The 13,870-nt window shown below is 40.6% G+C and carries 9 protein-coding genes; 2 read left to right on the top strand and 7 right to left on the bottom strand.

What is annotated here, in order from left to right; genetic code table 11:
• Positions 1–19: 19 nt before the first annotated feature.
• Positions 20–964, bottom strand: coding sequence for a formimidoylglutamase (gene hutG / locus ACFSMW_RS10000; protein WP_390355273.1), 945 nt, complete (start codon positions 962–964; stop codon positions 20–22).
• Between the two features lie 121 nt (positions 965–1,085).
• On the opposite strand from hutG, the gene ACFSMW_RS09995 reads away from it, so the two are divergent.
• Positions 1,086–1,973 (top strand): LysR family transcriptional regulator, encoded by an 888-nt coding sequence (locus ACFSMW_RS09995; protein WP_390355271.1) that lies wholly within the window; start codon positions 1,086–1,088, stop codon positions 1,971–1,973.
• Between the two features lie 177 nt (positions 1,974–2,150).
• On the opposite strand, the gene ACFSMW_RS09990 is transcribed toward ACFSMW_RS09995, so the two are convergent.
• The 4 genes from ACFSMW_RS09990 to ACFSMW_RS09975 form a co-directional block, all read right to left on the bottom strand.
• Complete coding sequence (locus ACFSMW_RS09990) at positions 2,151–2,600, bottom strand: YkvA family protein (RefSeq protein WP_390355269.1); 450 nt, start codon at positions 2,598–2,600, stop codon at positions 2,151–2,153.
• A 300-nt stretch (positions 2,601–2,900) separates the two neighbouring features.
• A complete protein-coding gene (locus ACFSMW_RS09985) occupies positions 2,901–3,068 on the bottom strand; it encodes a hypothetical protein (RefSeq protein WP_390355267.1) in 168 nt (55 codons plus the stop codon).
• A gap of 218 nt (positions 3,069–3,286) precedes the next feature.
• Entirely contained in the window at positions 3,287–5,680 is a 2,394-nt protein-coding gene (locus ACFSMW_RS09980) for a transglycosylase domain-containing protein (RefSeq protein WP_390355265.1), read from the bottom strand.
• Positions 5,681–6,354: 674 nt separating this feature from the next.
• Positions 6,355–7,548 (bottom strand): ElyC/SanA/YdcF family protein, encoded by a 1,194-nt coding sequence (locus tag ACFSMW_RS09975; protein WP_390355263.1) that lies wholly within the window; start codon positions 7,546–7,548, stop codon positions 6,355–6,357.
• A gap of 419 nt (positions 7,549–7,967) precedes the next feature.
• On the opposite strand from ACFSMW_RS09975, the gene ACFSMW_RS09970 reads away from it, so the two are divergent.
• A complete protein-coding gene (locus ACFSMW_RS09970) occupies positions 7,968–10,775 on the top strand; it encodes a penicillin acylase family protein (RefSeq protein WP_390355261.1) in 2,808 nt (935 codons plus the stop codon).
• A 284-nt stretch (positions 10,776–11,059) separates the two neighbouring features.
• Here ACFSMW_RS09970 and ACFSMW_RS09965 read toward each other — a convergent pair whose 3' ends face one another.
• The gene (locus ACFSMW_RS09965; protein WP_390355259.1) at positions 11,060–12,145 is read right to left on the bottom strand and encodes a Gfo/Idh/MocA family protein; all 1,086 of its coding nucleotides are present in this window, start codon (positions 12,143–12,145) and stop codon (positions 11,060–11,062) included.
• Positions 12,146–12,305: 160 nt separating this feature from the next.
• Positions 12,306–13,673 (bottom strand): MFS transporter, encoded by a 1,368-nt coding sequence (locus ACFSMW_RS09960; RefSeq protein WP_390355257.1) that lies wholly within the window; start codon positions 13,671–13,673, stop codon positions 12,306–12,308.
• Between the last annotated feature and the right edge of the window lie 197 nt (positions 13,674–13,870).

The raw sequence follows: 13,870 nt of genomic DNA, 5'->3' as shown, positions 1-13,870 counted from the left end.
TTTCAACGCAATATAAGTTTTACTTACAAAATCCATCCAGTGTTTCTGCTACAAGATATGCAGCCAGTCTTGCTGTTTTTTCACTCTCGTCTATTTCCGGGTTTACCTCTGAAATGTCAAAACTGATGGTTTTTTCGTTTGCGGCAATATATTTCAGCAATACTTTGACCAGTTTCGGGTTCATCCCCAGTGGTGAAGGTGCACTCACTCCCGGTGCTGCGGATGCATCGATAGCATCCATACATAAGGTGAAAATAATAAAGTCATGTTTTTTCGCAAAGCTATCAATCTGCTTGAATACATCACTTATCTGCGAAAAACGCACATTCTCTTCCAGTACGTATTCGCAGCCAAATTGAGCAGAAGCATCAAACAAAGCCTTGGTATTGCCAAACCGCTGGATTCCCAAACATAAATAGCCGGCATTGGCATCCCGCTCCAAAACCTGGCGAAACATTGTTCCCGAGGAAGGGATGTCATCATCGCGCAAATCAAAATGCGCATCGATGTTGATGATGCCTATTTTCTTTTCAACTCCCAGAAATTTACGGATACCGAGATAATGGCCATAAAATGTTTCATGTCCGCCGCCAAAAATAATGGGAATATTATGAGTGCTTAACTGCTCATGAACCTTTTCACCCAGTTCTCTTTGCGCTGCTTCCAGCAAACCATTATTACAATGGACGTCACCTGCATCATACAATTGTGCTTCCTCCGGCAGACAATATGGCAGCTTTGCCAACTGCTTTCGGATCGCATCCGGTCCTTTTCTTGCCCCGATTCTGCCTTGATTGCGGCGTACACCTTCATCGCTGGCAAACCCAATTATACTGAAAGCGCTTTTATTTTTGCTGACAGATTGATTTGCTTGCAGCTGAATCACCTGGTGAAACCTTCTCTCTTCGGGCAGGTCGCCATCTAAACGACCAGTCCACAGCTGCGTGTTAGGTGTTGTATACATTATGAATCACCTCCATATAAAAAGCTATTTCTTTATTGAAAATTATAAGTAGTCTATACTATAAAGACAAATACTTATTTATTATATTTTGATAGTTTTTGTCTATGAGTGGGGTGTCATCATGGATATCAAGCAGCTCAGCTACTTTGCTGCCATTGTGGAAAATAAATCGTTTACAAAAGCAGCGGAACAGTTGCATATCTCACAGCCATCACTTAGCGCTGCGATTAAAAAGCTGGAAGATGAGGTCGGTTTGATACTCATTGACCGCTCAGCGAAAATACTGCGCATTACCAATGAAGGGGAAATTGTTTACTCCGAGGCAATAAAGCTGCTGAAGCATTTTGAAAGTGTAACCGGGGAATTTTTCCGTCTGAAAGAAAATGGGCCGCATAAACTGGAAATCGGCCTCATTGAATCTTCCATGTTTTTCATTCCAAAAATCTTACAGGAATTCAAGCTGGCTTATCCTGATGTCCGCATCAGTCTTTTGGAAACGCTGAGTCTGAATGATGTGGAGAAAGCCTTGAATAATTTCGATATTCATGTAGCGATTACCAATCAGTATGTACAAAATGAGGATATTACGACCTTGCCAATTTACGATGAAAAGTTGGTCGCTCTGCTTCCGAAAGGGCATGCGCTTGAAAGCAAATCCTGCTTGCAGCTGGCGGATTTTGCGCAACAAGACTTTATTGTGTGCAAAGAAGGGTTTCAAACCAGGAACGACATTATGAGTGCCTTTCAAAAAGCAGGTATACCATTGCAAATCAATTGCGAAATTGAACGCTTTGAAACCTGCTGCAGTTTGGTTGAAAATAATCTCGGCATTTCTATCGTTCCGCAAAATTATGTACATTACAGCAACCTGCCGGGATGTATCGCTAAACCGATTCAAGACATTGGACTTTCACGCAATGTATATATCGCCTATGATAAAAACCGCTACTTGTCTCCGTTGGTACAGTGCTTTATCACAGCAGTGCTGGCGTATTTCAGGAGCAAATAGGAGGATGTATGAGGAGTGAGGAGCTTAACACGCATTCGCTTCACAGGAAACAAATAGCCGGGAGAGATTGACAAATCCTTGTTGGATATTTGCCAATAATTCCCCCTGGCTGATTTAGCAAGTCCCTTTTCAAAAAAAATTCTGGGCAAAAAAAGTGGAGCTACGTGCAGCTTCTATTTAATCCTCCGGTTTAAACTGATTATCAATCTCCTGCTCTTCATCATAAGCTTCTCCAAAAATCTTCTTCATTCGTTCATGGGCCTCTGATTTCACCTGATCATCAATATGCGAAACCACATGGTACACTGCATATAAAATGACTGCGGCATCATCTGTGAAACCGACGATTGGAATCACATCCGGAATGATATCAGCAGGCAAAATCAAGTAACCCAACGCTCCCGCAATCGTCAGCTTCGCCTTTTTTGGTGTGGCTGGACTTTTGAAGGCGTAAAATAACAGCAGACTGTAGTAAGATGTTTTCACCCCGATTTTCTTTGCGTATTTCAGCAGCTTGGCCACATATTCATTTTCTGTGAAATGTTTGCGATTCTCTTCTATTTCCTTCTCAGGTTTCAGAGACTGCAATTTCTGTTTAAACTTATCTATATTCAAACGCTTCTCCATGCGAAGCCCTCCTATCTGTAAACTTACTATATCCTGTTTTTCCGTTGCCTACACTTCGTTGTGAAACTGCATGATGGAACCAAACAGGACCACTTTCTGACAGCGAACCATGCATCCTCTTTCGTGACAGTGAATTTGACAAGCCAATCGAATAAAAGAGGAGGTTCGCTATTTTCTTTCTGTATACCCTATTGTACAAAAAGCACGCTGTAAATCAAAATCCGCATGTACACAGCACTTTCGGCAGGATGATAGTTACTGCCGAAAAAGCTTGTGTCCATGCGGGTGAAAATTTTACGGCTATTTGCTCCCTTCTGGCAAGATAACTGCGCTATCTAACAAGATACTGCTTCCACCTGACAAGATAACTGCGCTATCCAACAAGATACTGCTCCCTTCTGACAAGATAACTGCGCTATCTGACAAGATACTGCTCCCTTCTGACAAGATAACTGCACTACCTGACAAGATACTGCTCCCTCCTGACAAGATAACTGCGCTATCTAACAAGAGACTGCTTCCACCCGACAAGAGGTTGCTCCCATCTGACTAGATAACTGCGATACCTGACAAGAGATTGCTCCCATCCGACAAGATACGTTCACTTGCTGACCAGATTGGGGTGCCTTCAACGCCTACAAGTATGCAGGCTATCAAAGACACCCTCATCAAATCCCAACGTGCAGTCACCCATCCTTTTTAGGTGGAGTTCCCTTATCTTTGTTCTGATCACCGTTACCCGGACCATCATCTTTCTTCTGCTTGTCACCATTATCCGGTTGCTTCGAATCTGACTTTTTTTCATTTTCTTGACCAGGATCTTTTTTCTTAGACTGATCTTTGTCTTCCCCTTTAGGTTGATCTTGCTTCTTATCATCCTGCTTTGGTTGTTCCTGGTCCTTCTTGTCTTTTTCTTCTGCTTTTTTATCCTTCTCATCGTCAGACTGCTTCTCATCTTTCTTCTCTTCCTTGGAAGCATCTTGTTTCTCTTCTTCTTTTTTATCCTTTTCTTCCTGTTTATCTTGATCCTGATCGGAAGTATCCGGCTGTGTTTTTTCTTCAGGCGGCGGTGGAGGCGGCTGTGTCCCCTGTACATACAGCTCCGATCCGCTGGCAGCCACAGAGTCCGGCTTCTGGAAATCAGGTGTATTTGGATCCGAGATATCAGACATCAGCTGCTGGAAAATTTGCATGGCAATATTCTGCGAACCATCATATCGGATGTATTGTACCTCACCGTCTTTATTTTTCCAAGACGGATATCCGGTCCAAACCGACAATGCATACTGCGTTGTATATCCAGTAAACCACGAATCTTTCACACCGTTGCCAAGTCCGTATTGTTCCTTTATATCATTAGGAATATTGGTCGATCCAGTTTTTCCAGCTACTGGTATACCGGCAATATTAGCCTGTGTTCCTGTTCCGCTCGTAACCACTGTCTTCAGCATATCCGTAATCATATAAGCTGTGTAATCATGCATTGCTTTGTGTTTTTTTTGTTTCGGCTTCCACTTTTTACCGTCTGGGTAAATGACTTTCTTGACCGTATTCGGTTCATGATACGTCCCGCCATTACCAAACGCCGCATAAGCTGCAGCCATCTGTATAGGGGTTGCACCTTCAAAACCGCCGATAGAAGCCGATTCATATATCGGATCGATTTTTATTCCGAGACCTGCGGCAAATTGCTGTGCTTTATCGGTTCCGACAGCCTGAAAAGCTTTCAGCGCTGGTATATTCCTTGACCACTCCAGCGCACGCCGCATGGAAATATTGCCCCAGTATTGATTATCCCATTCGTTGATTGGTGTCCCGTCACTGTATTGATAATGTTCGTCATTCAGTGTGTAAGCCGTCGGCCAATTCAAATATTCAATTGCCGGCCCGTAATCCAGCACAGGCTTGATGGTGGAACCCGGCTGGTTTTTAACATTGGTGGCATAATTGGTGTAGCGAATCGATTTGAAATGTCGTCCTCCACCGACCGCTTTGACAGCGCCGGTTTTCGTATCCACCAGTGTAAGCCCTGTTTCAAAATTATCATCCGGATAAGGGATATCCTTCGAATGAAGCAAGTCATACACTTTTCGCTGTGCTTTTTTATCAAGGTATGTGTATATTTTCAGTCCATCCTGGAAAAATTGTTTGTCGGTAACGACCTTTTCTTTTTTGACCAGTTGATCATACACTGCGTCGATATATGCATTATATGGGTCATCATTTTCCTGTTTCTTTTCTTTCTTTCTCAGAATTTCTGAAATAGACTTGGCTTTAGCCTTTTCAGCTTCCTGCTGAGAAATAACATGATTGTTCGCCATAGCGGATAATACGAGGTCACGCCGTGCTTTTGCCCGCTCTGGATGCTTGAAAGGATCATCGGCTGATGGCAAATTGGGCATCCCGGCAAGCAGAGCCATTTGCGATGTATTCAATTTGGAAAGATTCTCCTGGCCAAAATAAGTGATAGCAGCTGTCTTGATGCCATACGCACCATGACCGAAATACACGTTGTTCAGATACATCTCTAAAATTTCGTCTTTAGAATATTTCCTTTCGAGCTGCAAAGCAAGCCATGCTTCCTGCACTTTTCGCGTCAACGTTTTTTCCGGTGTCAACACACTGCGCTTAATCACCTGCTGTGTGAGGGTCGAACCACCCTCCGCACCCCAGCCATTTTTGATATTGGCAAATATCGCTCCGGCCAATCTGCGGACATCGACACCATGGTGCTTACGAAATCGTTTATCTTCAATGGAAATCACAGCATCCTGCAGCTCTTTCGGAACTTCGTTAATAGAGACGCTGATACGATTTTCCTGGTGGAATAATGTGCTGACAAGCTTTCCGTTTTGATCATAAATTCGTGTAGACAACGGTGTCTGCAAATCACTTGCGTTTAAAGTCGGTGCATCATGAATCATGTTGGCGACCACAACCCCGCATACGATAACCACCAACATCACAAACGCAAGCAAACCTAGCAGAATCTTTTTCCACAAACCTTTTTTTGGATCCTTTTTCTGCTTTTTCTGTTGCTGCTGTTTTCGTTCTACTCTTGATGTGTATCCATTGGACATGTGAATCCCGCCTTATATCTATTAATCTATTAGAATTTACATCCTATATTCAATAAAATATGTAGAGGATATGAAATATATGCAAAATGTACAGATTGTTTCCCATCACCTCATCGTGTTCATTTTTGGTTACTAGTTTTAAGACTGGCAGCTGTACAGCAAAGTATGGTAAAAATTTCTCCCTTAAATAAGTCAATTTGAAAGAGTTTACCGCTAGTTCCATAACAAAATGCATAATTATATCATACGTTCCTGATTCTTATCTTATATACCCTTTTTGCAAAAAAAACAAGCTGAAACACGTTTTATCGTAGACCAAAAAGAATTGCTATATATATTATACTAGATTCTCACGTTGGAAATGATGATATATTTGTGAATACAGTCACAATTTTAAGGTCTTTTGAATTGTACGGCGTATACAAAAACCAGACAACAGAACATTATATGCCAGGGATTAATAAATATGCAGGTACTTTTCATTTTCTGGCGAAGCAACAGGATTAAAATAATGAATTTTTGCGGTGAATATGCACAAGTGTAATGACAAGGTTCGGATGTTTACGGATATATGTGTACACCTTCTAAAGGTGAATTTCTAATGATGAATATAAAATGGAGCCACTCACTTCTGAGTGGCCCTATGCTGTCAATATATATTCCTTTCGTATTTTCTACCGCTGCATCCCTGGAAAGGACCATATACCTGAAGCTCTCATTAAATCCCTATAAACAACCAGTTCTTCATCTTTTGTAAACTTTCTTGCTTCTTTTTCACTATCATAATCCATGTAAACCATATTTGTGATCTGACGTCCCGATTTTTTATCATGGACCTTTTCAAACATACGATCAATTTCATTAAAAATCACTAGTGCTCTGCGCATATGACTGGCACTGGAAATCACAGTGATATCATTTATATTTTCCTGATTGGCGATCTCCATCGAAAATAAGGCATTCTCGACTGTATCTGTTGCCAAATCTTCCTTTATGATTCTATCTTTATCTATACCATGATCTGCCAGCCACTCGTACATGACACTGGCTTCTGTGTTACCTTTTTTCGGTACCCCGCCTGAGACAATCATTTTCGATTCCGGGAATTCCTCAGCAGCTTTTTTCGCCACTTTCAATCTTTCTTTTAATGTATCTTCCATCTTGCCTTCATCAGACAAAGCATATCCCAGTACAACAAAAGCATGATTCTTTTTAGAAATATCATCAGGTGCTTCAGTATGAAGCGTTGCATCTTTCTTCTCATCCACAAGTTCTACCCTATGTCTGTATGCATCCGCTTTTTCTTTATTCAGTTCATCTAGTTTTTTAAAGCTTGATTGATAATCCGCTTCATTCCCTTGTACTTTTGAATAAATACCATACAAGAGCTGCGCATTAAATTGTTTACTGTCCAAATGCAAGATCTCCTGATAGGTATCTAAAGCTCCGGGTATATCTTTTTGGAGTACCTGTGCAGAAGCAATGGAATATCGTAAATCAAGATCGTAGGGATCTATTTGGGAAGCTTGTCGAAAAGCCTCTTCGACAACATCATAATCCCCATGCAATGTGATCCCTTTAAAGACATTCTTTTCCGCTTTCTTCACATCGCCGCCATACCAATAGTAATGCATAGCAATATCTTTTAAGGCATTGACTCTCTCACTGGTAGGCGAATTATTTTTCACACGTTTAAATAGATCTTCCACACTTTCTTCACTTGCATTTCCAGACTGTTCCGTCGTTGCCTTACTTGCTTTGGAGTCATTTTCTCCTTTACTGTTTTGACTGCTCCCTTGCTCACTGCAAGCTGCCAAACCAACCGCCAATAATAAAAGAACAACTAGCCTAAGTATGACTTTTCTCACGTTGAACCATCCTCTCATATTCGCTTATCTTCCAAATAAAATTGCTGTATGCACTTCTCTTATAACCTGCCCCATCCCCCCCTCTTAAGCTTAGGCGCCTCCCTTACAAAATCAAAAAAGACACAGCAGTAACATGCGGGAACGCTCCCTCACTTACCACCATGCCTTATCGAATAAGTAACATAGAGATTTATATCAATTAATTGTCAGAATAACATAAAAAAATAGAACATGCAATTTGTAAACCTTCAAAATGTGAAGCGAACGAATGATATGGAACGTAAGCTATTTTGTTCAGATGGCGACAATTGACCACAAATAGTACCTTATTCTCATTGTTGAAATTAAAACTTTCATACTATTCCATTTTATACATATAAATGTTAAAATTTGGTAAAATCTAAGGGAGGTATAGCAAAATGAGGAAGTTTTTGTCGTTCATGCTTGCATCAGTACTCTTCATTACATTGCCGCCTTTCCACACGAGTGCAGATCAGACGGCTAAGAACCAATCAAAGGAATCCCCTCATGCGACAATTTCGGACAAGCCTACTCAAACATTTAAATTGGATGGGCTAAAAGAACCTGCTGAAATACTTGTCGATAACTGGGGAGTACCGCATATTTATGCGAAGTCTCAAAAAGATGTTTACTTTGCTCAAGGTTTTAATGCCGCACGGGAACGGCTGTGGCAAATTGATCTCTGGAGACTCCGCGGATTGGGTAAACTATCGGAAGTCCTTGGTCCAGAGTACGTAGATCAGGATAGAGCTGCACGCTTATTTTTGTATCGTGGTGATATGGACAAGGAATGGGAAGCGTATGGAAAAGATACGCAAAAAAACGCAACCGCTTTTGTAAAAGGAATTAATGCGTATGTGGAAAAAACGAAGGAAAATCCAGACCTTTTACCTCAAGAGTTCCAAACGCTTGGTTATGAACCCTCGAAGTGGAAACCAAAGGACGTAGCGGTCATTCGGAGCAATGGATTGATTAAAAGCCTTAATAGCGAGGTTGCCCGTGCTCTTACTTTAAAAGAACATGGAAAAAAAGCTGAAAACATGCGTAAACAACTGGAACCTTCCCATAAAATAAAGGTACCAAAGGGACTGAATCTGGAGGATATCCCAGAGGATGTTTTGGATGTCTATAATAAAGCAAAAGAATCCGTTTACTTCGATAAAATGGATAATAAGATCAAAACCGAATCCCTCAAAGAGTTAAACGAGCAAGTTAATGATGAATCCGGTCTTGGAAGCAATAATTGGGTCATTGGCCCGGAGAAATCCAAAACCGGGCGCCCAATTTTGGCAAACGATCCCCACAGGTCAGTCACAGTCCCATCACTTCGTTATATGGCCCATCTGTCAGCACCTGGCATGGATGTCATTGGAGCCGGTGAGCCTGCTTTGCCGGGGATTTCTATTGGTCACAATCAAGATATTGCTTTTGGCCTTACCATTTTTGGCCACGACCAAGAGGATCTATATGTTTATAAAACCAATCCAAACAATCCATCTGAATATCTGTATAAAGGGAAATGGGAGACGATGAAATCAGACACCGAGAAGATCAGGGTCAAAGGACAAAAGGCAGAAAAAAGAAAACTAGAATTTACTCGCCATGGACCTGTCATTTACAAAGATGAGAAAAATAATCGTGCTTTTGCGGTGAAATCTGCATGGTTTGAACCTGGAACGGCGCCATATCTTGGGAGTATGTCCTATATGAACGCGAAAAATTGGGATGAGTTTAAAGAGGCAATGAATAAATGGGGATCACCTTCGGAAAATCAGATATATGCTGATACAAAAGGCAATATCGGGTGGAAACCAGGCGGTCTTACCCCTAAAAGAAAAAACTGGGATGGTGTTATGCCAGTACCAGGTGATGGAAAATATGAATGGGATGGTTTTCTCAACCAGGATAAACTGCCGAATGAATATAACCCTAAGCGGGGCTGGATTGCTACGGCAAATCAAATGAACCTCCCAGATGATTATCCTTATGAAAAGTATCAGATCGGCTTTGAATGGACTGCGCCTTTTCGCTATCAAAGAATTGAAGAGGTGTTAAATAATACCGATACATTTGGAATAAAGGACTCCCAACGTTTACAAAATGATTTCGTATCTTTACCCGCTAGACGTATTACCAATTTGCTAAAAGGAATTAAGTCCAAGGACCAAAAAGTGAATGAAGCATTAAAATTACTCAGGGACTGGGATAATAATTTAACAACCAATTCCTCTGCCGGAGCATTGTTTGAAGTATGGTATCAAAAATATTTACAAAAAGCTGTGGTAGCAAGCGTTTTACCCGAAAAAGCCGCAAATGATATTGGAAATGGAGATCCAGTTGTTGTATTGAACTTACTGGAAAAACCAGACCAACGCTTTGGGAAACATCCCAAAAAAACACGGGATAAAATATTGCTTCGCAGCCTGAAAGATGCCATTGGACAAACTGAAAGCCTGCTAGGTCCCGACATGGCACAATGGAAATGGGGAGATTTACATGTTGCATATTTAGAACACCCATTGTCTGATTTAACCGATCAAGAAAAACAAAAGAAAATGAATGTCGGCCCAATCCCTAGAGGCGGCAGCAGCTATACAGTAGGGGCTACTTCCTTTGATAAAGAATTTAAACAAACCAGTGGCGCTAGTTACAGACAAGTGATTGACGTGGGAAACTGGGATAACTCTGTTGCGATCAATACACCAGGACAATCCGGAGATCCGAACAGTAAACATTATGATGATTTGTTCAGTAAGTGGGCTGAGGGAAAAACATTTCCATTACTATTTAGCCGCAAAGCTGTAGAAGAAGCAACTGAAAAGCGGATCGAATTAGTGCCCGAAAAGGATGATTCAAAGGATTTGGCTATTAAGGATCTCAAACCGACGCAAAATATTTCTTTAAACGCTGGTGAAACAGTAAAGATAGAATTTGATAGTAAACCTGAGTTAAACGCTACCTTTGCTATTCGCATCCCGCTTACAAATACCTTAGGTTCAACGAATACCATCAAGGAGTCAAGTAATGCAACTGAACTTCCGTTAATGGAAACAGAACCTGGGCATTACGTGGGTTATTGGACAGCAATATCAAACGTGAATACAAAAGGAGCCGAAATAGAGGTGAAGGTAGCTGACCAAAACGGAAATGAAAAGCGTAAGACAGCAAAGGGAAAATTGGAGATTGGCGATAATTGCTCAAAATGACTAATAACAGTTATTTTGAACGATAACATTTTCACACCCCCAAACATACAAAAGCGTGTGTTGGGGGTGTAGAAATGTATCTCTATAATGTCATTTACCAGCTACCAGTGCTATTTGTATCTTTCGCTCACCTTTTGCACTTGCTTTTCTGTAAAGAAATGCTCGATATCATTTAAACAAATCAGGAATGATACCATGGAGTCAGCAAGAAAGCTTCCATTATCCCAAATATTACAACCAAAAAACTCGAATTTATTTTAGCATTGTCTATAGAGCCATTAAAATTAAAATGCAGGTAAATGAATTTCAACTTCTCTGTTCAATTTTGATGATCTCGCAATACCGTCAATAATTGCTTGGTTAATGATTATTTCATCTGCTGGTATCGGAGCTGGCTTGCTTTCCTTCATCGCATGAACAAAATCTTCTATTTTCGCTGCAAAAATATTAATGTCGTGCTTTTCGATAGGTAAATTTACTTCCTCATATCGCTCCTCGCAATCATGAAACATACTTATAGCGGCAATGCCGCCGTCCCACACACCACTCCATGGACCACTTCCTGCAGGAGTCAGTTTAAGTCCGGCATCCTTTCCAAGGAAAATAGCCGGCCCGAGCGTATCCATGTGCATAGCCCATGATATTTTGAAATTAAGAACGATTCCACCCTCTAATCGAATCATTGCTGCGCCAAAATCTTCCACCTCAAACTTGTCTGACTCCGGATGATAAAGCGGGTTTGTTCCAAAATGATTCGATGTATAAGCAGAAACCGTTAATGGCTTAGGATGGCCTAATGCATTTAGTGCTAAGTCTAATGAATATGTTCCTATATCCCCAGTCGCACCCACACCTGCAAATTCCTTATTAATAAAAGTTCCACCAGGCATTCCTCGACGACGGCCGCCGCCAACTTCTACGTAATAAACATCTCCAAGTTGACCAGATTGAACAATACTCACTATTTTTTTCATATTAGGATCGTACCTCGGTTGATAGCCAACAGAAAGCATTTTACCTGTTTCTTTTGCTATCTGAGACATTTCAATTCCTTGTTCGAGAGTAACTGCCAATGGTTTTTCCACAAGAACATGTTTGCCAGCTTTTAATGCATCAATACTAGTTTTGTGGTGAGCAAAGTTTGGCGTACAAACGCTTATCCCATCCATATCCAATTGTAGAAGATCATTATGATCTTCAAACGGTTGCGCATTTTTAATTTCCAATTCATCAATAAAATGTTGCGCTTTATTGGGAATAGTATCTGCAATGCCTACAATTTCTACATCTTTCATATTCATGTACGCTTTAGCGTGGTTCGCTGCAATTCTACCTGAACCAATTATTCCTATTTTAATAGTGTTTTCCATCATATTCCTCCCAATAAAGGATGTAGACAAACTTACCCCATTTATGCTGTATCTTCGTTAAACCTGTCTGTTTCTACAAACCCCATTTCACCCCAACCTTACCATTAAAACGCTTTCTTTCATTCGCTTGCTTGCTGCCGTTCCCTTCCAGAGATAATCGTTAGTTGTTTAATTCTTCTACAATCGATGCGTGGTGTTTATCTAACTTATAAAAAGCCAATGTAATCACTTGAAGAACAGAGAACACAATTGGAGCTATAAACATAAGACTGCTTATCATGTTTTTCGCCCCCTCCGTGATCGCTGTGGGATCATAGTTCACAAACCCTAAAGCGTAAGCAACTAAAACCGAACCAATTGCAACCCCGAATTTAGTTGAAAAACTATATGCGGAATAAAGTAACCCTTCCAATCTCTGACCGAATTTCCACTCATGGTAATCAATGGAATCTCCCAACAAAACAAATACCGATGCATTATCCACCCCAACAAACATATTTGCTAAAAAGAAAATTGTAGCGAATAGTATAGGAGAACCCCCCTGTATGAAAAATAACAGGATAAAGAAAACCGAACCAATTGCAATCGCAACTTGAGTTCCCAATTTATTTCCAACTTTTTTTAGAAGCGGCATTGCTAAGGCACCTCCTGCAAATGTCGCTCCATTAAGTAATGTTAGAAAGACTGGTACCATTCCAGGTTTGCCCAAAACATAGGTGACATAATAAATTAATACGGCATTCAACGCCCCTAACCGAAGGAATTTTAAAAATGAGGTGATGGCTACCAACACCCATGGTCGGTTTTTAAACATTTCTTTTAAAGATTCCGATAATTTTTTTCGATCTTTTGCTTCGATATACTCTGAGTAACGCTCTTTGCAGTTTTTAAATGTAAGAAAAAAGAGTATTCCCGCTATAACCGAATACAAAGTTATTGTAAGTGGAAAACCAACTTGTTCATTACCTTTGCCTAAGAAGTTAACTAATGGCAAAGTAGCTGCGGAAACGATTACGGTACCCACTGCAAGCCCCATAGCTCGATAACTGCCTAGATCTACTTTTTCTTTAGAATCTCTTGTCATTGTAGGTGCCAGTGCACCATATGGTAAGTTAATTGCTGTATAAATCATCCCCAATAGCAGATAAGTAACATATGCGTACATCAATCTCCCTGTATCCGAGAAGTCTGGGGTGATAAAAGTTAATACACTTATAATCCCTAACGGAATTGCAAGATATAGTAAATAAGGTCTTGCCTTCCCATGCTTCGTTTTCGTCCTGTCAACAATCACACCCATAATCGGATCATTTGCCGCATCCCACAATCTAGTTATCAAGAATAAAGTACCGGCTGCTGAGGCAGAAATTCCATAAACATCTGTGTAAAAATAGAGTAGATAACTAGTCACCATCCCCCATACAAACGCAGACGCCATTTCTCCATACCCATAACTTATCTTTTCTTTTAAACTTAGTTTATGTCGCTCACGACCTAGTTTTGTTTTCTCTCTCGCAAAGGCTTCCATATTTTAACTCCCTTTTTTTAGATTACGAGCAATTACACGCTTTACGTATAGAACTACGCCAAATCATCTAATGTTGTATATCATTAGATGACTGGCGGCTGTTAAAAAAGAGAAAACACCTCAAGAATTTATATCCATTCATTTTTCAATTCTGCCAACAAAACTAAAGGGGGTGTCTTCTACTTGGTTAAAGCTCA

This window comes from Tigheibacillus halophilus (assembly GCF_042683165.1).
GTDB classification, from domain to species: domain Bacteria; phylum Bacillota; class Bacilli; order Bacillales; family Amphibacillaceae; genus Tigheibacillus; species Tigheibacillus halophilus.
The sequence above is the reverse complement of the archived record's forward strand: the minus strand, read 5'-3'. Positions and strand labels throughout refer to the sequence as shown.

Excerpts from the sequence above, each read along its gene's own strand:
- hutG (WP_390355273.1), bottom strand. The coding sequence starts at position 964 with ATGTATACAACACCTAACACGCAGCTGTGGACTGGTCGTTTAGATGGC.
- ACFSMW_RS09995 (WP_390355271.1), top strand. The coding sequence starts at position 1,086 with ATGGATATCAAGCAGCTCAGCTACTTTGCTGCCATTGTGGAAAATAAA.
- ACFSMW_RS09990 (WP_390355269.1), bottom strand. The coding sequence starts at position 2,600 with ATGGAGAAGCGTTTGAATATAGATAAGTTTAAACAGAAATTGCAGTCT.
- ACFSMW_RS09980 (WP_390355265.1), bottom strand. The coding sequence starts at position 5,680 with ATGTCCAATGGATACACATCAAGAGTAGAACGAAAACAGCAGCAACAG.
- ACFSMW_RS09970 (WP_390355261.1), top strand. The coding sequence starts at position 7,968 with ATGAGGAAGTTTTTGTCGTTCATGCTTGCATCAGTACTCTTCATTACA.
- ACFSMW_RS09965 (WP_390355259.1), bottom strand. The coding sequence starts at position 12,145 with ATGGAAAACACTATTAAAATAGGAATAATTGGTTCAGGTAGAATTGCA.
- ACFSMW_RS09960 (WP_390355257.1), bottom strand. The coding sequence starts at position 13,673 with ATGGAAGCCTTTGCGAGAGAGAAAACAAAACTAGGTCGTGAGCGACAT.